This window comes from Helicobacter suis (assembly GCF_902196135.1).
GTDB classification, from domain to species: domain Bacteria; phylum Campylobacterota; class Campylobacteria; order Campylobacterales; family Helicobacteraceae; genus Helicobacter; species Helicobacter suis_A.
Map to the genome: position 1 here is coordinate 106,190 of NZ_CABIKE010000002.1, position 21,042 is coordinate 127,231.

General features: G+C 40.4%; 21 protein-coding genes and 1 pseudogene. 6 read left to right on the forward strand and 16 right to left on the reverse strand.

Going from position 1 to position 21,042, the window contains the following annotated elements; all coding sequences use genetic code 11:
- Positions 1-54: 54 nt before the first annotated feature.
- From holA to G6Q06_RS02025, 10 genes are all read right to left on the reverse strand, one after another.
- On the reverse strand, positions 55-1,032 hold the full coding sequence (holA, locus tag G6Q06_RS01980; protein WP_163565548.1) for a DNA polymerase III subunit delta: 978 nt from the start codon (positions 1,030-1,032) through the stop codon (positions 55-57).
- The gene (locus G6Q06_RS01985) at positions 1,014-1,793 is read right to left on the reverse strand and encodes a R.Pab1 family restriction endonuclease (RefSeq protein WP_163565549.1); all 780 of its coding nucleotides are present in this window, start codon (positions 1,791-1,793) and stop codon (positions 1,014-1,016) included. The genes holA and G6Q06_RS01985 overlap by 19 nt, the downstream gene beginning before the upstream one ends.
- A complete protein-coding gene (locus tag G6Q06_RS01990; protein WP_240329157.1) occupies positions 1,783-2,787 on the reverse strand; it encodes an SAM-dependent methyltransferase in 1,005 nt (334 codons plus the stop codon). Before G6Q06_RS01990 ends, G6Q06_RS01985 begins: the two co-directional genes overlap by 11 nt.
- Before the next feature lie 83 nt (positions 2,788-2,870).
- Positions 2,871-3,665 carry a shikimate dehydrogenase gene (locus G6Q06_RS01995; RefSeq protein ID WP_163565550.1) on the reverse strand — a complete coding sequence of 265 codons (795 nt, stop codon included), beginning with the start codon at positions 3,663-3,665 and terminating at the stop codon, positions 2,871-2,873.
- Positions 3,665-4,240 carry an SH3 domain-containing protein gene (locus G6Q06_RS02000; protein ID WP_163565551.1) on the reverse strand — a complete coding sequence of 192 codons (576 nt, stop codon included), beginning with the start codon at positions 4,238-4,240 and terminating at the stop codon, positions 3,665-3,667. The genes G6Q06_RS01995 and G6Q06_RS02000 overlap by 1 nt, the downstream gene beginning before the upstream one ends.
- Positions 4,230-5,219 (reverse strand): phosphoribosylformylglycinamidine cyclo-ligase, encoded by a 990-nt coding sequence (purM, locus tag G6Q06_RS02005; protein ID WP_163565552.1) that lies wholly within the window; start codon positions 5,217-5,219, stop codon positions 4,230-4,232. Before purM ends, G6Q06_RS02000 begins: the two co-directional genes overlap by 11 nt.
- Positions 5,220-6,284 (reverse strand): microcin C ABC transporter permease YejB, encoded by a 1,065-nt coding sequence (locus G6Q06_RS02010; protein ID WP_163532855.1) that lies wholly within the window; start codon positions 6,282-6,284, stop codon positions 5,220-5,222. It lies immediately after the preceding gene.
- Entirely contained in the window at positions 6,284-8,071 is a 1,788-nt protein-coding gene (locus G6Q06_RS02015; protein WP_205435759.1) for an extracellular solute-binding protein, read from the reverse strand. Before G6Q06_RS02015 ends, G6Q06_RS02010 begins: the two co-directional genes overlap by 1 nt.
- Positions 8,068-9,063: a tryptophan--tRNA ligase gene (gene trpS, locus G6Q06_RS02020; RefSeq protein ID WP_163565553.1), complete on the reverse strand. Its 996-nt coding sequence runs from the start codon at positions 9,061-9,063 to the stop codon at positions 8,068-8,070. The genes G6Q06_RS02015 and trpS overlap by 4 nt, the downstream gene beginning before the upstream one ends.
- Entirely contained in the window at positions 9,045-9,749 is a 705-nt protein-coding gene (locus G6Q06_RS02025; RefSeq protein ID WP_240329158.1) for a methyltransferase domain-containing protein, read from the reverse strand. The genes trpS and G6Q06_RS02025 overlap by 19 nt, the downstream gene beginning before the upstream one ends.
- 88 nt (positions 9,750-9,837) lie before the next feature.
- On the opposite strand from G6Q06_RS02025, the pseudogene secG reads away from it, so the two are divergent.
- The 5 genes and pseudogenes from secG to G6Q06_RS02050 form a co-directional block, all read left to right on the forward strand.
- A pseudogene (gene secG / locus G6Q06_RS02030) lies at positions 9,838-10,248 on the forward strand (preprotein translocase subunit SecG); the annotation flags it as partial.
- Between the two features lie 18 nt (positions 10,249-10,266).
- Positions 10,267-10,824 carry a ribosome recycling factor gene (gene frr / locus G6Q06_RS02035; protein ID WP_205435760.1) on the forward strand — a complete coding sequence of 186 codons (558 nt, stop codon included), beginning with the start codon at positions 10,267-10,269 and terminating at the stop codon, positions 10,822-10,824.
- Positions 10,824-11,423 (forward strand): orotate phosphoribosyltransferase, encoded by a 600-nt coding sequence (gene pyrE, locus G6Q06_RS02040; protein ID WP_163532852.1) that lies wholly within the window; start codon positions 10,824-10,826, stop codon positions 11,421-11,423. The genes frr and pyrE overlap by 1 nt, the downstream gene beginning before the upstream one ends.
- 7 nt (positions 11,424-11,430) lie before the next feature.
- The gene (locus G6Q06_RS02045) at positions 11,431-11,835 is read left to right on the forward strand and encodes an RDD family protein (protein ID WP_240328606.1); all 405 of its coding nucleotides are present in this window, start codon (positions 11,431-11,433) and stop codon (positions 11,833-11,835) included.
- Between the two features lie 110 nt (positions 11,836-11,945).
- Positions 11,946-12,509: a hypothetical protein gene (locus G6Q06_RS02050; RefSeq protein WP_240329159.1), complete on the forward strand. Its 564-nt coding sequence runs from the start codon at positions 11,946-11,948 to the stop codon at positions 12,507-12,509.
- A gap of 244 nt (positions 12,510-12,753) precedes the next feature.
- On the opposite strand, the gene G6Q06_RS02055 is transcribed toward G6Q06_RS02050, so the two are convergent.
- From G6Q06_RS02055 to G6Q06_RS02080, 6 genes are read right to left on the reverse strand one after another with little or no spacing between them, the layout of a single operon-like run.
- On the reverse strand, positions 12,754-13,344 hold the full coding sequence (locus G6Q06_RS02055) for a glutamine amidotransferase-related protein (RefSeq protein WP_163565555.1): 591 nt from the start codon (positions 13,342-13,344) through the stop codon (positions 12,754-12,756).
- Positions 13,341-14,846, reverse strand: coding sequence for an anthranilate synthase component I (gene trpE / locus G6Q06_RS02060; RefSeq protein WP_163565622.1), 1,506 nt, complete (start codon positions 14,844-14,846; stop codon positions 13,341-13,343). Before trpE ends, G6Q06_RS02055 begins: the two co-directional genes overlap by 4 nt.
- A gap of 11 nt (positions 14,847-14,857) precedes the next feature.
- Positions 14,858-15,385: an inorganic diphosphatase gene (gene ppa, locus G6Q06_RS02065; RefSeq protein ID WP_163564974.1), complete on the reverse strand. Its 528-nt coding sequence runs from the start codon at positions 15,383-15,385 to the stop codon at positions 14,858-14,860.
- A gap of 8 nt (positions 15,386-15,393) precedes the next feature.
- Positions 15,394-15,963 (reverse strand): adenylate kinase, encoded by a 570-nt coding sequence (locus G6Q06_RS02070; protein ID WP_163532846.1) that lies wholly within the window; start codon positions 15,961-15,963, stop codon positions 15,394-15,396.
- Between the two features lie 9 nt (positions 15,964-15,972).
- A complete protein-coding gene (aspS, locus tag G6Q06_RS02075; RefSeq protein ID WP_205435761.1) occupies positions 15,973-17,724 on the reverse strand; it encodes an aspartate--tRNA ligase in 1,752 nt (583 codons plus the stop codon).
- 16 nt (positions 17,725-17,740) lie between these two features.
- Positions 17,741-18,688 (reverse strand): chemotaxis protein, encoded by a 948-nt coding sequence (locus G6Q06_RS02080; protein ID WP_205435763.1) that lies wholly within the window; start codon positions 18,686-18,688, stop codon positions 17,741-17,743.
- Between the two features lie 65 nt (positions 18,689-18,753).
- On the opposite strand from G6Q06_RS02080, the gene ligA reads away from it, so the two are divergent.
- The gene (ligA, locus tag G6Q06_RS02085) at positions 18,754-21,042 is read left to right on the forward strand and encodes an NAD-dependent DNA ligase LigA (protein ID WP_163565556.1); all 2,289 of its coding nucleotides are present in this window, start codon (positions 18,754-18,756) and stop codon (positions 21,040-21,042) included.

The window sequence follows — 21,042 nt, forward strand, 5'->3', positions numbered from 1 at the left end:
TCTCCTTTTGGGTAAGCCCTTTTTCTCATTAGAGCAAGGTTTTAATCCTCCATTTTAGCAAATATTATCTTGTATTTTGATTAAAAAATGCCAGCTTTCATTCCCTCCTTGCATACTAGCCACATACCACGCATTTAAATATACAAAAACCTGTTGGTAATTCATCACTTGTTGACACCGCTCTTTTAAAGTTTGTGTGATCGCCTGAGGGGGGTTGTAGCCTAGAATCTCCTTAGCATTGCTCGATCCTTTTTGCATATAGGCATAAAAACCAAAGAGCTGGTAAAAATAGCGTTGCAAGCCGCGTATGAGTTCGATCTCTTCAAACCCTTCTGCTAGCAAGCGCATAAAAGTTTCTAACACTTTAGAGGATCGTTTAAACAAAACCGCTAAAAGCTCTTCTAATTGTATCCCCCCCACTCCATAAACATGGGTGTGTATATCGCTAAGCCCAATGGGTTTATCTAACAAGGCTAATTTCTCTAAATCCTGATAGATCAAGCGCACATCATTATTTTGCACTTCTAATAACAAAGTAAGTGCTTCCATGCTAACTGACAAGTTTAAAGCCCGTGTTTTCTCTTGCAATAAGGCTAATCGTGTAGAGAGATCTGGCATAAAAAAGCGTACTTCTATAACTTCTAATTTAGGGTGCTTAAACTGGGCGGCAAATTGTTTGAAATCTTGGGCGTATTCGCTCAGACTTTTTGCTCTGTAAAATTCTATGATCAAGGCATTTTGTAGGTGTTTGCTTAGCCTATCTAAAAGCATGCGAATTTCTTTAGCGGCTAGTTTTTTATCTAGCTTAAGCCACACCAAACTACCCCCACCAAATAAAGAATCTTGGCTGATATACTCTAAAACTTCTTCAAAACAATAATCTTTAAAATAAACCCGGTAAATCTGAACCTGTGGGGTGAGCTTAGCAATTTTATTAGCATAATATTCTATATAAAACTCCCATTCCCCATAAAGCAAAACAGCCCGCGGGATTTTGTGTTGTAAATAGGTCTCTAGTTCTTTTTGGTACATAAGATTACTTTTAAAATTTCTAACACATCGTGCTTGTGGTTGGCACTCAAGATACCAAAAATCTTCATGGTTTCTAGTAAAAAATATTTGTCCTGATCTGTTAAGAGTAGGTAAGCATGCTCTTTAGGCTGGGCTGTTCTTCCTAAAAGAAAAGGCATACCGGGTGCGGGTTGTAGCCTTTCAAGGGACAAGCAGATATAGAGCATGGGCTGCACACCTACTGCCCGCTGTTTTTCTTTCACCACAATCTCTACTAAAATACCCAAAGAATCAAAGGGGTAGACTAAAAGAGGGTACCCCACTTCAAAGCGGTAAAACAACCTCTCTAAAATTTTTATAGGCTGAATGTAGTAGGGATAGGGATACATTCTAAAGTTCTGTTCTATAAAAAATCCCTCCTGAATCTCTTCTATGGTTGTAAGTAGTTCTTCAATTTCCTCCTTTGTGATAAGTCCCCACTGAACAAAATAATAAAGATATTCGCTCAACTCATAAAGAGCTTTGTACTTGCCATTTGCCCCTCCAAACTCTGTGTTAGGGAGTGTACTGAGGTTTAATTTTTCTAAATTGCTTTTATCCACATCATAACCAATCTGCCACTCTACATAGTGTTTTAAAGAGAAAGGGATTTGTCTTGTAGGCGTGGGTAACCCATATCCAGTAAAATTATTACGAATTTTAACTCTTATCTTGCCGCTTTGGCTTGTAAGGGGGATCGGTACTTTAATGATTTTGTTTGTCTCATCTACTTCAATTCTCATAATGCACTCCTAATAAATCTTTAAAGTACCACTCAATTTCAGGGCTTATTTTCTTAGTTTGGCTAGCCATAACAAAATGATCTTCTAAGCTTAAAAAGCGAGCGTAGTCTAAAAACACATCGCAGTTGCGCAAATAATAGGGGATATGGGGGATCTGGGTTTTAAAGACATCAATGTAGCAATATAAGCTGTACTTCTCTTTAGTGATATAGATAGCATGCGGACTTTCTTTGTTTAAAAAAGTCTTGGAGCGCGAAAGGGCGTTGATGTCTCTAAGTGTATAAAACATGGAAACTCTTAAATCTTTGGAGACTTTCTTTTGATTAGGGTATTTGTCTACATAGGCACTAATAAAATCCCAATCTTGCAATCTAAAGCTTTTACCCTCTAGGGTTTGGAAATTAAAACTTGCAAGAAAACCCTCATTTAGACCCTTAATATCTCTTTTGTATAAGGCTATAATAATAGGAAAGTAACTTAGCGATTTTGGGCAGAAAATTTGCGAACTCACTACTAAGCTATCCACAAGGCAGTAGTTTTTAGCAAAATCTTTAAGAGATTTTAAATTAGCCCTCTTGATGAGATAAGAAAGAGGGTGGAGTACACAAACATAATCTGCTTTAAGTAAATCAAAGGAGCGTAAAAAGCTAATGCCTATATCTCTGGCTTTAAGGGGGGTATCTACTTTAAGCGCCTCTTTATCTTTTTTAAGATGTGCACGCACCCTAGAGGTTCTATCATTGTAAGGCGGGTTGCCCATAATCACTAGCTTACTAGCACTAGGGATATTAAAATTTTCCCGCATAACAGCGTGTAGGGCGTTTTTGTGCAAGAGGATAGCGTGTTTACAGGTTTTTCTAGCCTTTTTTAAGGCCAAGTTATCCTTATCCACGCCCACATAGGCACCAAAGCCCGGTAGAGCTAAAAAACTCCCATAACCACACGCGCTATCTAGCAAAATATAATCTTTAGGGTTGATGTGTTTTAGGAGCATTTCAAACGCTTTTTGCACTAAAAAGGGAGGCGTATAAAAACTACCTAAGTTGATTTGATCGGAGTAATGCAGATGTGAAGGTTTTATAACAACACCTCTTGCATGGTCTGTAAAATCACTTCAAAGGGGAGTTTGTGATCACAAAAATATAGAAAACTGAGCGCTGCTTGGGCAATGAGCATGGCCTTGCCATCTAGCGTAATGAGCCCTTCTTGCTTAGCTAGATTTAAAAAGGGTGTGTGCTGGTAGATCAAATCATAAGCAAGGGTGGCGCGCTTCAAAAGAGCTTTTAACATTTCTAGATCGCATGGCAAACTAGGCTCTTTAAGGCCTGCTGTGGTGGTGTTTATGATGAGATCATAGGGTTTGATTTTAAAATCTTGAGGGGTGAAACAGTTGAAACCTAGAGCTTTGAAATAGTCTAATTTGGGAGTACTGCGGTTGAGGATTTCTATTTGGATGAATCGTGATTTAAGGGCGTGAGTTATAGCTCTTGCGCTCCCTCCAGCCCCTAAAATAAGCGCGCTTGAAAAAGTATAATTTTGGAGGGGGTATAAAAAACCCTCTACATCGGTGTTATAGCCCACAATCTGCTCACCCTCAAGCACCCACGCATTCACCGCCCCTATCTCTTTAGCCACACCTTTTATAACATCGCTACAAACAAAAGCTTTTTCTTTAAAAGGAGTGGTGATATTAGCCCCGCTTAAGTGGAGTTCTAAAAATTTTTCTTTGAGATTAGCCTCTCTATCTAGTAAAAGGGGGTGGTAGCTGCCTTTAAATAAAAGTTCTTTTTCATAACGCGCCAATACTGCATTATGCAACAAAGGAGATTTAGAATGCGCAATAGGGTTACCAAAAACTCCAAAGAGGCGCATCATTTTTCTTTGAGTAGATGTAAAAATACCCAGCCACTTTTAATCCGTCCCCAGCCATGTTTAATTTCTAATACTTGTACTTCCTGACCATGCAAGATTTTAGCCACCACTTTAGCATTCGTGCTAGGTTGCAAACGCACATTGACCACACTATAAAGCACATAATAAGTTTTATAGGAGGGTTCAGCATTTTCTGGGGTTGGGGTTGGAGGCGAGGCGACTTGATCTTGATTCTGATTCTGTGGAGAGGCTTGTGGTTGGCTTGTGGTTGGCTTAGGTTTTAAAACTTCTGTATTTTGTGGCGTGTTTTGGGGGGGGGTTTGATCTTGTGGTGTATTTTGGTGGGTTTCTTGGGTTTTGGGTGGTTCTAAATTTTGTGTAGGAGGGGTATTCTCCGGTGTTTTTTGGGTGATTTCTGGTGTTTTTTGAGTTGCCTCAATAGGAGGCGCAATAGGCGCTAGTTTACTTTGTTGTAAGTAGCGCAGACTCATAAAAACCCCCACATAAAGACCCAATAATAACAACAACACCCCACAAGCATACCCGTATAATTTCCAATAAATTTTAAATGCCATGATCATCTCCTATAAATTGGATTTTCTTAGAACTTAAAACCACTTCCCCTAAGTAAAATCCCCCAGCTGCACGCAAAGCGTTAAGATCAGATGGCGCAACCACTGCAACCATCCCCACTCCCATATTAAACACCTGCAAACACTCCTCTAAAGGCACTAAAGATTTTAACCACTCAAAAACAGGCATGCGCGGGAGATGTTTAAGCTCTATCACAGCCCCCAAAGAGGTAGGCAAAATACGGGGCAGATTATACACTAGCCCTCCACCGGTGATGTGGGCAAGGGCGCGGATTTTAGATCGCAAGTGTAATAAATGCCTATAAAGCCGTGTAGGGGTTAAAAGAGTCTCTAGCAGGCTTTGATTGCCTAAAAGTGAGGGATTTTTTTGTGTTTTTAGTAAATGGCGCACTAAGGAAAAACCATTGCTATGCAGCCCGCTACTTTTAAAACCAACCAAAATATCCCCCGCTTTGATTTGCTCTATTTGAGGCAGATCGCGCTTTTCTACTACCCCCACACAAAAACCCGCCAAATCAAAAGCCCCCCTTGTGTAAAAACCCTTCATCTGTGCACTCTCTCCGCCTAAAAGCGCGCACCCGGCTAACTTGCAACCCCGTACAATGCCTTCTAAAATTTCTAAAGCCTGTGTTTGATTGAGTTTAGGGGTGGCGTAGTAGTCTAGGAAAAAAAGAGGTTTAGCAAAGCTACAAAGCAAATCGTTAACATTCATCGCTACCAAATCTAGCCCAATTTGGCCTAGTTTTTGTACTTGAGAGGCTAAAAGTAATTTAGAGCCCACCCCGTCTGTGCAGGCAATGAGTACAGGCTCTTTTAAACTAGTAGGCAAGGCATAAGCCCCAAAAAACCCCCCCACACCCTGTAAAACTTGTGGGCTATAAGTTTGTTTAGCTAGAGGTTTGAGGGCTTGTACAAATTCTTGCGCGCCTCTTAAATCCACCCCACTTTGCTGATAAAGCATTTAGCGCCTTTCAAAATCAATGCGCGGATCGACTAAAGTATAGCTCAGATCGCTAACTAGATTGATCAAAAGCCCTAAAAGCGTAAAAATATAAAGCGAGCCAAAGACCACAGGATAATCCCGACTCATCAAACTATCAAAGCTTAAAAGTCCTAGTCCATCTAAGCTAAAAATGATTTCAATGAGCAAACTCCCGCTAAAAAACATGCCTAAAAACGCCCCCGGGAAACTAGAGATCACTAAAAGCATCGCGTTTCTAAAAACATGTCCATAAAAAATACGGCCTTCACTTGCGCCTTTAGCCCGTGCGCTGATGAGATAAAGTTTGCCCATTTCATCTAAAAAGGAATTTTTGACTAAAAGCGTGAGGCTAGCAAACCCGCCAATGCTCATGCAAAGTACGGGCAAAGTGATATGCCATAAATAATCCTTGATTTTTCCCAAAGTGCTTAAACTTTCAAAATTATCGCTAATAAGCCCTCTAAGAGGAAAGATTTTAAAGTAAGTCCCTGAGGCAAAGAGTACAATTAAAATTAAGGCAAATAAAAAGGCAGGAATGGCGTTGGCTATTACGATAGCCACACTACTAGCCGCATCTAAAGGAGAATTATTATGCCTTGCTTTGTAAATGCCAAGCGGAATAGAAAGCAGATAAATAAGTAGGGTGCTAAAAAAACCTAGTGAGATAGAGACAGGTAGTTTTTCTTTGATTAAATCCAGTACCCCAATTTGGCGATAAAAACTTTGCCCAAAATCAAAACACACATATTTTTTAAGCATAATAAAATAACGCTCTAATAAGGGTTTATCAAAGCCATAAAGTTTAGTGAGCTCTTGATAAAGGGCATTATCCATACCCAAGCCCCCCCTATAGGCGCTTTCTTTAAATTGCTGATCTTTTAAAGAGTTATTAGTACTCTCTTGATTAGACGCATTACTAAGCTTAGCCATCATTTGCTCTACAGGTCCACCTGGTGCACTTTGGATAATAAAAAAATTGATTGTAATAATTCCCCATAAAGTAGGGATAATCAATAAAAGCCGTTTGAGAATATAAGATAGCATTAGGGTTTCTTTTCTAAATTTTTATCCCACCACAAATAGGGCGAAAAGCCATAAGGGGGGTTTTTAAGCATGCCAATTTTATCCCAGTAGGCGATGCGCCAAAAGGGAGCGTGGTAATGAGGAATCACATAAAACCCCCAGAGTAAAACCCGATCAAGAGCGCGCACAGTAGCAATTTGGCTAGCGCGATCTTTAGCACTAATAATGGAGGCAATTAAAGAATCAACCACCGGGTTAGCAATGCCGGCATAATTGTAACTCCCCTGTTGTTTGGCACTTGCACTTCCCCAAAAATAGCGCTGTTCATTGCCCGGAAAAAGCGACTGGCCAATAGCCCCCACCACCATATCAAAATCAAATTTCTTTAAACGGCCCATATACTGGCTTAAATCTACTTTTTGAATCAGCAAATGGATACCTAGTACTTTAAGGTTTTTAGCATAGGCTAGGGCTAGGCGTTCAAAGGCTTGGTTATTGAGTAAAAGCGTGAAAACAAAAGGTTTTTTAGTTTTGGCATTGATGAGTTGATCGTTGCGCACTATATAACCTGCTTGTTTTAAAAGTGCTTGGGCGTATTTGAGATTTTCGCGGCGATTCTCCCCTAATTTTTGCGCCCCATCGGTACGCGGAGTGATATAAGGACTTGTAAAAATACGCGGGTTATAGTCATTGAGTGCTTTTTTATAGCGCTCTAAGATTTGTAGCTCCTCTCCTTGAGGCAACCCTTTAGAGGCAAAGATCGAATTACTAAAATAGCTCTTGGTGCGGGTGTATTGTGAAAAAAAGAGATTACGATTAGCCCATTCAAAATCAAAGGCATAAAAGAGGGCTTCTCTAACGCGCAAATCCTTAAAAAGTTCTTTGCGGGTGTTCATAAAAAACCCTTGCATGCCCGCAGGTAAAGCATGTTCTAAGCGCTTTTTAATGATCTTACCCTCTTTAATACCCTTGCCCACATAACCCCGCGCCCAAACCTTAGCCGTGCTTTCCATGCGCCAATCATACGCCCCGCTTAAAAAGGCCTGCAGCGCCACCGAATCATCTTTATAGTAATCAAAGCAAATTGTATCAAAGTTATACAACCCCTTTTGGGTGGGTAGATTTTGAGCCCAGTAGTGTTTATTGCGTGTGTAGGTGATTTGCTTGCCAATACTAAAGGATTGAATCGTGTAGGGTCCACTTGAAACAGGGATTAAAAGCGGATTTTTATCAAAGCCATGCTTTGTAAAAAAGTGTTTGGGTAGAATTTGTAGTTGCCCTAAAATTAGGGGTAATTCTCTATTGTGGCTATCTTTAAAAGTAAATTTGACATGGTGATCATCAAGTACTAGTGCTTCTTTAACATCGCCATAATATTGCCTAAAAACCGGACTCCCCTTTTGTATCAAAATATCAAAGCTGTACTTCACATCTGTAGCCAAAATAGGTACTCCATCGCTAAAGCGCGCGCGATCATCAATGGTAAAGATCACAAAGCTATGATCGGGGGCGACTTGTATATCTTTAGCAATAAGCGCATACTCAGCATAGGGTTCATCTAGGCTTTGGGCTAGCAAAGTATCATAAAGCAAATCCAGCCCGCTAGCCTTGCTACCTTTAAGCACAAAGGGATTAAGGCTATCAAAAGTACCCAGCGCGTAATTTCTTAAAATCCCGCCTTTGGGGGCGTTAGCATTAGCGTAGTCAAAGTGCGTAAAATTTTTGCTGTATTTGGGGGGTTCGCCCAGAGAAATAAAGGGCGCAGCATTTAAAGGCAAAAGCAAAAATAGAAAAGTCAGGTATTTCATAATAAACCCATTAATTCCTTAGCTTTTCTATAAGTTTGCTTAGCCAGTGGGGCAATGCTTTCTTTGCCTCTTTCTAGAAGATTAAAAACATAACCCGGATCCTCTTGTAATCTCTTATAATTTTGCTGGATAGGCCGCAGGGTCTCAATCACAACCTCAATCAAAGCCTTTTTAAAATCACCATAACCTTTACCCTCAAATGCGGTTTCTATTTCTGAGGGGGATTTTGCACTTAAAAGGCTATAAATGTTGAGTAAATTATAAATCCCGGGGCGATTTACATCAAATATTAGAGTGCCTATTGAGTCTGTAGTTGCCTTTTTGATCTTTTTAATAATACTCTCTTCACTATCTAGCAAAAACAAAGCATGGAAAGCCCCCTTGTGCGATTTACTCATTTTTACGCTTGGATCATCTAATCCCATGACGCGCGCACCTTGAGTAGCAATCAAGGGTTCAGGCACTTTAAAACATGGCCCAAAATCGCGGTTAAATTTAATGGCTAAATTTCTAGCTAACTCTAAATGCTGTTTTTGATCCGCACCCACAGGTACAGCATCGGTTTGGTAAAGCAAAATATCAGCAGCCATAAGCACCGGATAATTAAACAACCCCACCCCGATATTTTCCTCCTTTGTACTTTTATCTTTAAACTGAGTCATGCGGCTAAGTTCGCCCATGCTAGCAATGCAGTCTAAAAGCCACGCAAGCGCCCCATGCTCTTCTATTTGGCTTTGGATAAAAAGGCTAGATTTATCCGGATTAATCCCGCAGGCTAAAAGCATGCTAGCCATTTCTAAAGTTTGTTTGCGTAAATTCTTAGGGTCTTGGGGCAAAGTGATGGCATGGGAATTGACGATACAAAAAATAGCCTCGTAATCATCTTGCATACTCACCCAGTGTCTAATCGCGCCTAAATAATTGCCCAAGTGCATGCCCCCTGTGGGCTGGATACCTGAAAAAACCCGTTTTTTTATCTCTGTGCTATGCAAAACACCACCTCGTAATCTAAAGTTTGAAGGGGGATTTGTTTTAATGCCTTTTTTTGCGCATAAGAGAGCGTCCCCCCTCCTAATAATCCTCCAAATTTAAGCTGTTGGAGTAACTCTTGCCTATTTTTAAAATGCTGGGTGAAATTTTGAGTCCACATTTTGCGCTTAAATTTATGAAAACTACGATCTAAAATCGCTTCCGTATCCTCTCGCGTCCGCAAAGGCGAGTTGCTACCTAAAAAGGCATGCAAGGCGTGTAAACTCCTATTTGTGTGCACAGCTAGGGCGATGTTTGTACTCTGCAAACAAAGGCGCGTGCATAAAAGTTCAAGTTGCTTAGCCCACTGCAAAGAAGAACTAGCAATAACCAAATCACAAGGATTTAAAAACATGTCTTCAAAATCTGCACAGATTAAAGAGACTTTTTGTACGCCCTCTATATTCTGCGGGTGTTCTGTGAGCATTTCTAAAGAAAAATCCACGCCGATAAATTCGTGGGCAGAAAGATTAAAACCGGGAAATTGTTTGATCACATTGCCACTCCCACAGCCTAGATCAAATACGCGTACATAAGAATGCCCGGCTAAATGGCTTAATAATTGCCTAACGATTTGATCTTGTACATGGCAATAGCGCGCATAACTTTTTGCTACCCGGTTAAAAGAGTGGCACACCGCTTCACCCAACTCACACCCCTTAAAAGTATCAAACGCTAATTTTAATAAATTTTTGCTAAGATCGCCTTTTAACCCTAGTGAATTTTGGAGTGGATATTTGAGTAGTCTGTTTTTGATTTTACAGATTGTTTTGGCTGTACTGATTGTGATCGTTGTGTTATTACAAAAAAGCTCTAGTATCGGTTTAGGGGCTTATAGCGGGAGCAATGAATCGCTTTTTGGGGCTAAGGGCCCAGCTAGCTTTTTGGCTAAACTGACCATGTTTTTAGGTTTTCTCTTTCTCTCTAATACTATTGCGCTAGGTTATTTTTATAACAAGGAATATAACATTAGCGTCTTAGATAGAGCGCCTAAAAACTCTTTAAGCCCAGCTCCCTTAGTACCCCAAAACCCAAACTCTAACCCCTTGAACAACCCTTTACTCACTCCGCCCCCTGCTGGTCCTCTTGTGCCTAAAAAATCAGAAGGTCTAATGCCCACTCCAAGCCAAACCCCTCCAAAAACCCCCTCAAAATAAAGGATTTTAATGTTAGATTCCATTTATCAGCACAGCCAAGAACAGATGCAAAAGAGTTTGCAATCTCTTTTAAAAGATTTTACTACCCTGCGTAGTGGTAAGGTTTCTATTAATTTGCTTGAACATGTACGCGTTGATTATTATAACTCCCCAACCCCGCTTAACCAAGTGGCCTCTATTCTTTCAACAGATGCCTCTACCCTTACTATCACGCCTTGGGAAAAGGGTTTATTAAAAGAAATTGAGCGGGCTTTGCAAGAGGCTAATTTGGGTGTTAACCCTAATAACGATGGCGAAACTATTAAGCTTTTTTTCCCCCCCATGACAAGCGAGCAACGCAAAGAGATTGCTAAAGAAGCTAAGGCTATGGGTGAAAAGGCTAAGGTAGCGGTGCGCAATATCCGCCAAGATGCCAATAACCAGATTAAAAAACTAGAAAAAGAGAAAAGCATTAGTGCAGATGAGAATAAAAAGGCTTTAGCGGAGGTGCAAAAACACACCGATGCTTTTATTAATAAGATCGAGCAGGCGGTTAAGGCTAAAGAAGAAGAGGTACTGAAACTTTAATGGATATCCGGCAAATTTATAAAGACTGCGGGGCACTTTTAGAGGGGCATTTTTTGCTTAGCAGTGGCAACCACTCTAATTTTTATCTCCAATCAGCAAAAGTCCTAGAATACCCAAGACTAGCCGAAAAACTTGCCAAAGCCCTAGCACAAAAAATTATCCATGCCCATTTAAAAATAGAGGGCATTTGTTCGCCAGCACTTGGGGGGGTTTTAGCAGGTTATGAATTAGCCAGAGCTCTTGGTGTGCGCTTTATTTTTACCGAACGGGTAAAAGAAGAGATGAGCTTGAGGCGGGGTTTTGCTGTAAAAGAGGGCGAAAAATTTTTAATCTGTGAGGATATTATCACAACGGGCGGATCGGCTTTAGAATCTAGTCTTTGTTTGCAAAATTTAGGGGCACAGATAGTAGGCTTTGCTAGTTTAGCCAACAGAGGCATCTGTACCCCTGATTCTAATCTGCATAATAATCCTGCTTGTAAACTCCCCTCTTTGCCCTTCTTCACTCTAGAAAATTTTGATTTTCCCATGTATCCTCCCGATCTTTGCCCTCTGTGTGTCCATTCTTCTCCAGTCAAACCGGGTAGCCGTGGGCTTTAAACAGACAATGCAAACTTTGCATGCTAGCTTGCGGCTTAAGGCCTTTATCACTGATATTTTTATGATCTACACTCCCCTTTTATACATCACCACCTATTTTATTTTAGGCTCAGCGCAGGCCTTTAGAGAAAACCAAATAGCCATTTTTGCCTGTGTGTGCGTCTATGGCCTCATTTCTGCGCTTTTTTTAAGTTTGAGTGCCCAAACCCCGGGACTGCGCTATGTTGGCTTAGAGCTTGTTAAAAAAGATCACTCCCGTGTGGGGTTTATACAGGCTTTATTGCGCTTTTTTCTCTGGCTTTTAGGGGTGGCTTTGCTTGTAGGGTTGATCTTTCCTTTTATTAGTTCGCAAAAGCGGTTTTTACACGATATTTTATGTGGTACGGATATGGTTATTAAAATGAGGGGCTAACTAAAGTGGATCACACCTGCTTTAATGAGATTAATTGTTATCTTATGCCAGAGAGGGTAATATAGCACAGCAGATTTATATCTGGATATTCATACAATCAAAGGAAAATGATGCGTGTTATTCTGATTTTGCTGGGTGTACTTTTGGTGGCGTGTGTTCCTGTTCATAAAAAGCAAGCTTTTTTAGCTGGCATGCCAGATTGGATGGTACAAGATCAAAGCATGTATGTAACTAGGGGGGTGGATAGTTCCCATGTCATTAATGGAGAGGTGAAAAAATCAGAGGCTATTGCTAGAGAACGGGCTAGATTTCGCGTAGCAATCCATATCGCTGGCAAAATCAAAAATATTTTTAAAATAACACAAAATGCCAACCAAAAACCCTATGATGATGCCATCTTTAAAGAGATCACACAAGCTATTGCCAACAGTCTAGATAAAGAGGAACAATTAGGCGAATATATCAACCCTAATAACCAAGAAGTGTTTATGTTAGTGCGGGTCAATAGCTACAGTGTTATGCGTTTGGGGAGAGGTTTAAGCGAGATTAAAACACTAGACCCTGAAACGATTAAACAAATCATGTCAGGTGTTCAAAAAGTCTTTAACGAGGCAGTATTAGAAAAAGATGCTAAGTCTAATCATGATTTCACCCAAGATCGCGGTGGGCATTAGTCTTTATCCCCCGCACCGTTCAGCCAGAAAGCTTAGCTAAGTAGATTAAGGCCATCTAAAGGTTTTGTGTTACAACCGCCAGAGAAAGGGCTCACTTGGAGTAAAGGCTCAGGTCGCCCCTAGCGCTAGCCTATGATGATTCTCTTAATCCTGCAAGCTTAAGCTATGGGAGTATGCAAAAACCCGCACTTTTAGCGGGATAATGCCTAGATATTAAACTTCTATACAATCCGGATAATGATAGCTAGTCATGCTCCGCTTTAGTTAAAAAATCTAGGCTTTGTTGTAATAGTTGCGCGCCTTTTAATGTCATGATGCTTTCTGGGTGGAATTGGTAGGCTAGGGCTTTATCTTGGGGGTGATAAATCCCCATTACAATATCTTTATAATGTGCGATTACTTGTAAGTAACTTGGCAAATTGCTAACCATTAAAGAATGATAACGCCCCACCTGCAAAGAATAACCCAATCCTTTAAAAGGTTCAAAGGGCTCAAGGGTAATGCTTGAACTCATGCCATGTGCGATCTCTATGCTGCGTATAATTCTTGCTCCATAACTCTCTGCTAAGGCTTGCAATCCTAAACAAATCCCTAAAATCGGGAAATTCCCGCGTACGCGTTTCAAAATAGGCAAGAGTTCTCCGGAATGTTGTGGATCACCCGGACCGGGTGAGATAAAAAGTAAAGGCGTTTCTTTTTCACTCTGCATCATTTTAAAAAGGGTATCTGCGGGTGTGGTGTTGCGAAACACGAGTACAGAATGCCCTAGCCCTTCTAAATCATAGACAAGATTATAAGTAAAAGAATCAAAATTATCTAAAAAGTAGATTTTCATGCATGCGTCTTTAAAATAGCATTGATCACAGCTCTAGCTTTGGCTTTTGTCTCAGCAATTTCAGCCTCTATTAGGCTGTTTAGTACAATGCCTGCACCTGCTTGGATAATGGCGCGTTGATTTTGTACAAAAGCTGCACGAATCACAATGCATGTATCCATTGAACCATCAGCGCATAAATACCCCACCGATCCACCATAAGAACCCCGCCGTTTACCCTCAAGTGCTGCAATGAGTTTAAGCGCCGCAATTTTAGGCGCGCCGCTTAAAGTCCCAGCATTCATAAAACTTCTATAAGCATGCAAAGCATCTAATCCTTCTTTGAGTTCACCTTGCACACATGAGCATAAATGCATGACATGGGCGTATTTTTCTACCTTTAAAAGTTTGTTCACTAGTCTAGTATGAGGCTTAGCTACTCTAGCAATATCATTTCTAGCTAAATCTAAAAGCATAATATGCTCCGCGCGCTCTTTAGCATCGCTAAGTAAATCAAGCTCTAGGCGGTTATCTAGATCAAAATCAATGCTTCCATCGGGGTTTTTAGCACGGCTACGCGTACCGGCAATGGGATAAATTTGGACTAAATTTGTAGAGGCATCGTATTTTAGCGCGCTCTCAGGACTAGCCCCAAAAAGGCTAAAATCCTGTGTCTGCATGTAAAACATATAAGGGCTAGGATTTGTAACTTTGAGGTGGTAATAGGCGCTAAGTGGGTCTTTACATTCTAAATAAAAACTTCTAGAGGGCACGGCTTGGAAGATTTCCCCGGCCTTGATTTGCTCTTGAAGTGTGCTAACCATGCGCGCAAAAGCTGCATCGTTACAATTAGTGTTTAAGGTGGAGTTTTGGGGGTAGGTTTTAGGGCTAAATTCTTTAAGAGTTAAAGCCTTCTGTTTGAGTTCTTTGATTTTGTCTTGAATGAGAGCTTGGTATTTTTGATCAAAACAACTCCCTAGAATTTGTGTACTTTGCTTTTCATGATCGATGATGATTAAAGTCTCGGCCACATAAAAGAGAAAATCCGGGGCGCTATTGTCTTGTACTTTTAAGGTGGGCAAATCCTCAAAAGCCCCGATAAGTTCAAAGCCAAAAAGCCCCGCACAAAATAACCCAAAAGGATGGCTAGGTTTATTAGATACACCTTGAAAAATTTGGCGCAAAACATCTAAAGGGCTTGGCATCTTAAGTTTTAAAAACTCATCATAAAGGGCCGTATTTTTGGGATAATGCAAGTACAGTTGCCCTTCTTGTAAGGGGGTTTTAAAAAGATTGGATAGCTGTTTTAAAAACACCGCTCCATTAGCACTCAGCGCCTCTACTAGCACGCATAAATCTAAACAGGTCAGTTTTAAGCAAGCATGAGAGAGGATTAAAGACTTTGTGTGGCGCTTGTTATCTGTCTGTGCACTTTCTAATAAAAGCGTATCGGGGCGTTTTAAAGAGGCATAAAGAGCTAGTGGGTGTTTAACATAAGGGATATGCTCTTCTAAACTAATCAAAACACCCACTCTTAACCTAGAGCTTGTTGGTAATTTGCAAGTGCTTTTCTTAAAACTTCCTCAGCCTGTGCTTTATTGCCAAAATCCTTAACTTTTACCCATTTTTGAGGTTCTAGGTCTTTATAGGTTTCAAAAAAGTGTTTGATCTTTTGTAGCACAATGGGGGCTAAATCCTCCAAACTTTTAACATGCGCATAACGAGGGTCAATTTTACTTAGCGGTACAGCTAAAAGTTTTTCATCTCCAAGCCCTCCATCCTCCATAATTAGCACACCAATTAAACGGCATTTAATCACGCTACCAGCTTGTAAAGGGTCTTCATTGAGTACTAAAATATCTGCTGGATCGCCATCATCACTAAGTGTATGGGGTATAAAGCCATAATTAGCCGGATATACCATAGATGTAAACATGACTCGATCCACCACAACTGCCCCGCTTTCTTCATCTACTTCGTATTTGATTCGCGATCCATACGGGATTTCAATAACGGCATTTAATACATCCGCGTTACTAACTGGAATTTTTGAGATGTTCATAAATATCCTTAAAGTTGATTTTTTATATAAGTTTCAATGTCGTTTACAATTTCTGCAACACTGCGCTCGCCATTGATTTCTTGGTGTACTTCTAAAACCTTGTAAAACTCTACAATGCTCTCAATAGGTTTTAAATACACCTGCATGCGGTTATTAAAAACCTCCAAGCTATCATCTCCTCTAGAGCGTCCTAGTACTCTTTCTCTAGCCACAGCCTCACTAACTTTAACTTCAACTACGCCTTTGAGTTTTACCTCCTCTTGTGCTTTAAGCACGCGATCTAAAGCATGCATTTGTTCTACACTGCGCGGATAACCATCAATGATAATGATCTCTTTAGAGGCATTTTTAATCGCATGGATAATGGTATCAATCACAATTTCTAAGGGTACTAACTCGCCCTTGCTTGTAAATTGTGCAATCTGCGTGCCCCTCTCACTTTGGCTAGCAATTTCTGCGCGTAATAAATCTCCGGTAGAATAATGCACCATATTAGCGCTATTGCGTTCTGCGATGAGTTGTGCGTCTGTAGTCTTGCCACTGCCCGGTGCGCCAATGATTAAAAACAATGCTTTCATAGTTATCCTTTAGATTTTTGGGGGTTTAGGGTTTCTTAAACGGATATGTAATTCTCGTAACTGCTCTTCTGAAGCGCTACTGGGGGCCTTACTTAATAGACAAGTGGCCTTTTGAGTCTTAGGAAAAGCAATCACATCGCGGATACTAGGCACTTTGGCTAAAAGCATGATGAGTCGATCAAAGCCCATAGCAAAACCTCCATGGGGAGGCGCGCCATACTGGAGTGCCTCTAATAAAAAGCCAAATTTTTCTTGGGCTTCTTGTTCACTAATGCCTAAAATCTTAAAAACTTCTTTTTGAATGGCCTGCTTATGGATACGGATACTCCCCCCTCCTAATTCCACTCCATTAAGCACAATATCATAAGCAATAGATTGTATTTGGGTTGGCTCGCCTTCTAAATTTTTAGGCATCGTAAAAGGGTGATGGGCTGCGCTGAGTTTACCCTCTACTTCCTCAAACATAGGAAAATCCACAACCCATAAAAAGTTAAAAGCCTGAGAATCAATAAGATTTAAATCCTGCCCTAACTTAAGACGCAAACGCCCCATATAATCTAAAATGACCTTTTTTTCTCCTGCACCAAAGAAAAGAATATCGCCCACTTTAGCCTGAGTGCGTTTAAGAAGTGTTTCCAAAGCAGCCTCAGAAATAAATTTCACTAAAGGGCCTTTTGCTCCCTCTTCTTTTACTTGGATATAAGCCAAGCCCTTAGCACCAAATTGGCGTACAAATGCCTCAGCCTCGCTTAAATATTTGCGGCTTAAAAGGCGATCGCCTCCCTCTACTCTTAAAGCCTTAAAGCGATTATTTTTAGAATCACTAGCGATCTTTTTAAAAATCTCATTGCTTGAATCTACAAACAAATCCCCCACTTCTACAAGGGGCATTTCAAAGCGCAAATCTGGTTTATCACTCCCATAAGATTCGATAGCTTCTTGATAGGTTAAGTGTTTAAAAGGAGGAGTAATTTCTACACCCACACAGCTAAAGACCGCTTTTAAAAGTGTCTCAGCCACCTCTATTACATCCTCTTGCGTACAAAAACTCATCTCTACATCAATTTGGGTAAATTCTGGCTGTCTATCTGATCGCAAATCCTCATCTCTAAAACATTTAACAATCTGGTAATAGCGATCCATGCCAGCAACCATTAAAATTTGTTTAAAAAGTTGGGGGCTTTGGGGAAGAGCAAAAAATTGCCCGTCATGAACACGGCTTGGGATTAAAAAGTCTCGTGCGCCCTCAGGGGTTGTTTTAGAAAGCATAGGGGTTTCAATCTCTAAAAAATCCAAAGAATCCAAACAATCGCGTACGGCCTTAGCAACTTTACTGCGCATTTTAAAAATCTCATAAGCCTTAGTGGAGCGCAAATCTAAATAACGATACTGCAAACGCAAATCCTCATTTACATTACTATCACCAATGCTAATAGGCGGGGTTAGGCTTTTGCTTTCAATGCATAGATCACTCAATACAACCTCAATTTGGCCGGTTTTAAGTTTGGGATTTTCTAAACCCTTTTCTCTAGCACGCACCACACCCTCAACAATGAGTACATCTTCATGCCTAACTAAACTAGCCTGCTCATAAGCTTTAGAGTTAGGATCACACACCAACTGCACCAGCCCGCTTTTATCCCTTAGATCAATAAAGATCACCCCTCCATGATCGCGGTAATTATGACACCAACCACAGAGTTTAACACTCTTTTTAAGATCAATTAGACCCACCTCTGCACATAACTGCGTTCTTAGCATGATTAACCCTTCACTTTTATTTGAGATATTCTTGTAAGAGTTCTTGGATTTCATCAGGGTGGGATTTGATCACAAACCCATCGGCATGCAAAGAATCGGCTAGTTGTTTATTAGACTCGCTACTCATAGATGAGTTAATGATAACGGGTAAATGTTTGGTTCTCGCATCTGCTTTAATGCGTCTAAGCACTTCAAAACCAGAAACTACTGGCATTTCTAAATCCGTTACAACCGCCCCGACTTGATCGATCATGTTTTCAGAAAATAAACGCTTAAGTAGTGCATCGCCATTGGGGAAAGCCTCGTATTTTAAATGCAAATTAGAAATAATTCTTTCCAGATGATGCATGGCCACCTGAGAATCCTCAGCAATAAAAATGAGTTTATCGCTTTTAATGGCATCTACAAACTGGGTTTTGAGTTGATCGATCTCTTGCATAGTTGGGAAAGTCTCTACTAGCATTTTTTCTACATCTAAAATTTGAATCACGCGATCTTGTTCAAAACGCGTGATCGCGCTCACTTTGCCACCTGTATTAAACCCCTGTTTATCCCCCACACTCACCTCAGCCCAATTTTTATGCACAATGTATTTAATCGCAAAGATTTTAAGCCCCACCACACAGCCTGAAAACTCGCATACAACCACCAAATTTTTATCACTCTGTATAGAGGCTTGGCTTAAATCTTGATTGGGAAACTTAGAATCAAAATATAACCACCGCCTAACATCAATGAAAGGTACAGATTCGCCACGAATGGTTAGAAAACCTAGCATCATGCTATCATTTCCCCCTACCGTTTCTGTAACATCTCCATCATAGTGGATAATTTCACGGATTTTAAAGATATTAATCGCGTACAATTCAGCATCGTTATTCGCATCGCTATCTAAAGTAAAACACAGAAACTGGGCTTCATTATTCAGGTGGAGAGAAATAATGCTATCAATATCGCCAACCAAAGTATCCCTTCTTAAGCTAATCTGACCTAAAATATTAAAATCCTGATTATAGCAAAGACCAGCAAATGATCCAAACTTTTGAGGACTACAAACACTTAGTAGACAAGCTTTGCCAGTACGCCTACCACTACTATGTACTAGCTAGCCCGCTGATTAGCGATGAGATCTACGATCAGCTTTATCGCCAAGTACTAGATTATGAGACAAAATATCCCCAAAACATTTTACCTTATTCGCCCACCCAACGCGTGGGTGGAGTGGTGTTAGAAACTTTGCCCAAACACACCCACAAAGTGCGCATGTGGAGTTTAGAGAATGTTTTTAATTTACAAGAGTTGCAGGTATGGATTAATCGTATTGTAGAATCTGAGCATGCGCTTAAGGCTAAGGGGCGCATTTCTCAAACATACCCTAGCGCCTCTTTTACCCGTTTTACTTGTTCGCCTAAACTTGATGGGGCTTCGCTGAATTTATATTATGAAAACGGGCAATTACAAAATGCGAGCATGCGCGGCAATGGTTTAGAGGGGGAATTAGTAACCCATAATGCTAAAACGATTCACTCAATCCCTTTAATCATTCCTTATACAAAACCTATTGAGATTCGCGGGGAAGTGGTGTTACAAAGAGAGGATTTTAAAGCCCTTAATGCAGAGCGCCTTAAGCAAAATCTCCCCCTCTTTGCTAATGCTAGAAACGCCACTGTTGGGAGTTTACGCCAACTTGATTCTAAAATTGCAGCCCAAAGAAAACTCACCTTTTACCCTTGGGGTTTAGGATTAGCTGAGGAAAAATACACCAGTTTAAAACAAAGCATGCAAATGGTGAAAGATTGGGGGTTTTTGTCTTTAGAATTTGTACTTTGTGAAAGTGTGCAGGCTATTGAAGAGACCTTTAAACTCTTTCATGCAAGGCGTTACCAAGCTAGCTTTGATGCTGATGGTATGGTGGTGATGTTAGATGATTTATATTTGCAAAGTATTTTAGGCTTTACAATCAAATCCCCGCGCTTTGGCTTTGCGTATAAATTCCCGGCTACAGAAAAACACACCAAACTTTTAGATGTAATAAATCAAGTGGGGCGTAGTGGGGTAATCACCCCGGTAGCGCTTTTAGAACCCATTAAGTTAGAGGGTGCTTGTATTTCTAAGGCCACTTTAGATAATTACACCCAAATCCAACAACAAGGTCTTATGATTAATGATACAGTGGTGATTGTGCGCAGTGGCGATGTGATTCCTAAAATCATTAAACCACTAAAGCATTTGCGCAATGGCACTCAAAAACCAATCATACCCCCCACCCATTGCCCGGCATGCCAAAGCGTTTTACAAAAACAACCCCTAAATGTGTGCCCTCAGTGTAATCTCCCTTTACTCTTAAAAAATAAGCCTAACTTTTGCCCCAAATGCCAAATCTTTTTTAAAAAGTACAGCCATTGCCCGGCATGCCAAACTCTTTTAGGCAAACAGCATAAAAAATGTCCACAATGCCAAAGCGATGTAACATTTCCTAAGCATTGTTTACAATGTGGCGGGGATTTAGAGTTAAAAGAATATTGTTACCGCTGTGATCTAGATTTAAGCCATAAAGATCGCTACCTTTTTTGTCCTAATAAGGATTGTATGGCTAGAGTCAAAGAGAGCATTGTTTATTTTGCCTCTAAACATGGGTTAGAAATTAAAGGTTTGGGGGATAAAGTGGTGGCGCAGTTATTACAGGCCGGATTAATCAAAGGGGTGATTGATCTTTACAATTTAGAGGAAAAAGCCCTACTTGAACTAGAGGGTTGGCAACAAAAAAAAGCACAAAATCTATTACAAGCCATTACTAAAAGTAAGCAAGCGCCCTTGTGGCGTTTTATTAGCGCTCTTGGGATTGAACACATTGGCAAAGGCGCAAGCAAGATTTTAGCGCAACATTTTGGGTTAGAGGTGTTTGATAAAACTTATGAGCAAATTGCTAGTTTAGAGGGATTTGGCGGCAAAGGATTAAAAGAGGAGGAGAAAAAAATAGCCGCTTCTTTTGTGCGCTTTGTAAAAGAAAATAGGGGGTTTATTGAGCAACTTTTAACTCTTATAAACCCCATAGCCACAGAAACAAAAGCTATCACTTCTTTTTTCAAAGATAAAAAGATCGTGATTACAGGCAGTTTAGAAAAACCGCGTGCAGAAATTACTACATTACTAGAAAATCTAGGCGCGTATGTACAAACTGGGGTGAGTTCTAAGACAGATTTACTCATCTATGGGGAAAACCCCGGGAGTAAATTAGAAAAAGCTAAAAAGTTAGGAATAGAGGTGATGGAGGAGATAACTTTTTTAGAGCGCCTTAAGAGTGAGGGGCAGGTTTAA

What these genes read in the sequence shown, in the direction of transcription:
- frr (WP_205435760.1), top strand. Translation starts at nt 10,267, where the DNA reads ATGTTAGATTCCATTTATCAGCACAGCCAAGAACAGATGCAAAAGAGT.
- G6Q06_RS02010 (WP_163532855.1), bottom strand. Translation starts at nt 6,284, where the DNA reads ATGCTATCTTATATTCTCAAACGGCTTTTATTGATTATCCCTACTTTA.
- aspS (WP_205435761.1), bottom strand. Translation starts at nt 17,724, where the DNA reads ATGCTAAGAACGCAGTTATGTGCAGAGGTGGGTCTAATTGATCTTAAA.
- G6Q06_RS01985 (WP_163565549.1), bottom strand. Translation starts at nt 1,793, where the DNA reads ATGAGAATTGAAGTAGATGAGACAAACAAAATCATTAAAGTACCGATC.
- G6Q06_RS01990 (WP_240329157.1), bottom strand. Translation starts at nt 2,787, where the DNA reads ATGCTCCTAAAACACATCAACCCTAAAGATTATATTTTGCTAGATAGC.
- pyrE (WP_163532852.1), top strand. Translation starts at nt 10,824, where the DNA reads ATGGATATCCGGCAAATTTATAAAGACTGCGGGGCACTTTTAGAGGGG.
- G6Q06_RS02015 (WP_205435759.1), bottom strand. Translation starts at nt 8,071, where the DNA reads ATGAAATACCTGACTTTTCTATTTTTGCTTTTGCCTTTAAATGCTGCG.
- ligA (WP_163565556.1), top strand. Translation starts at nt 18,754, where the DNA reads ATGATCCAAACTTTTGAGGACTACAAACACTTAGTAGACAAGCTTTGC.
- G6Q06_RS02070 (WP_163532846.1), bottom strand. Translation starts at nt 15,963, where the DNA reads ATGAAAGCATTGTTTTTAATCATTGGCGCACCGGGCAGTGGCAAGACT.
- G6Q06_RS02000 (WP_163565551.1), bottom strand. Translation starts at nt 4,240, where the DNA reads ATGGCATTTAAAATTTATTGGAAATTATACGGGTATGCTTGTGGGGTG.
- G6Q06_RS02045 (WP_240328606.1), top strand. Translation starts at nt 11,431, where the DNA reads ATGCAAACTTTGCATGCTAGCTTGCGGCTTAAGGCCTTTATCACTGAT.
- ppa (WP_163564974.1), bottom strand. Translation starts at nt 15,385, where the DNA reads ATGAACATCTCAAAAATTCCAGTTAGTAACGCGGATGTATTAAATGCC.
- G6Q06_RS02055 (WP_163565555.1), bottom strand. Translation starts at nt 13,344, where the DNA reads ATGAAAATCTACTTTTTAGATAATTTTGATTCTTTTACTTATAATCTT.
- G6Q06_RS02050 (WP_240329159.1), top strand. Translation starts at nt 11,946, where the DNA reads ATGCGTGTTATTCTGATTTTGCTGGGTGTACTTTTGGTGGCGTGTGTT.
- G6Q06_RS01995 (WP_163565550.1), bottom strand. Translation starts at nt 3,665, where the DNA reads ATGCGCCTCTTTGGAGTTTTTGGTAACCCTATTGCGCATTCTAAATCT.
- purM (WP_163565552.1), bottom strand. Translation starts at nt 5,219, where the DNA reads ATGCTTTATCAGCAAAGTGGGGTGGATTTAAGAGGCGCGCAAGAATTT.
- holA (WP_163565548.1), bottom strand. Translation starts at nt 1,032, where the DNA reads ATGTACCAAAAAGAACTAGAGACCTATTTACAACACAAAATCCCGCGG.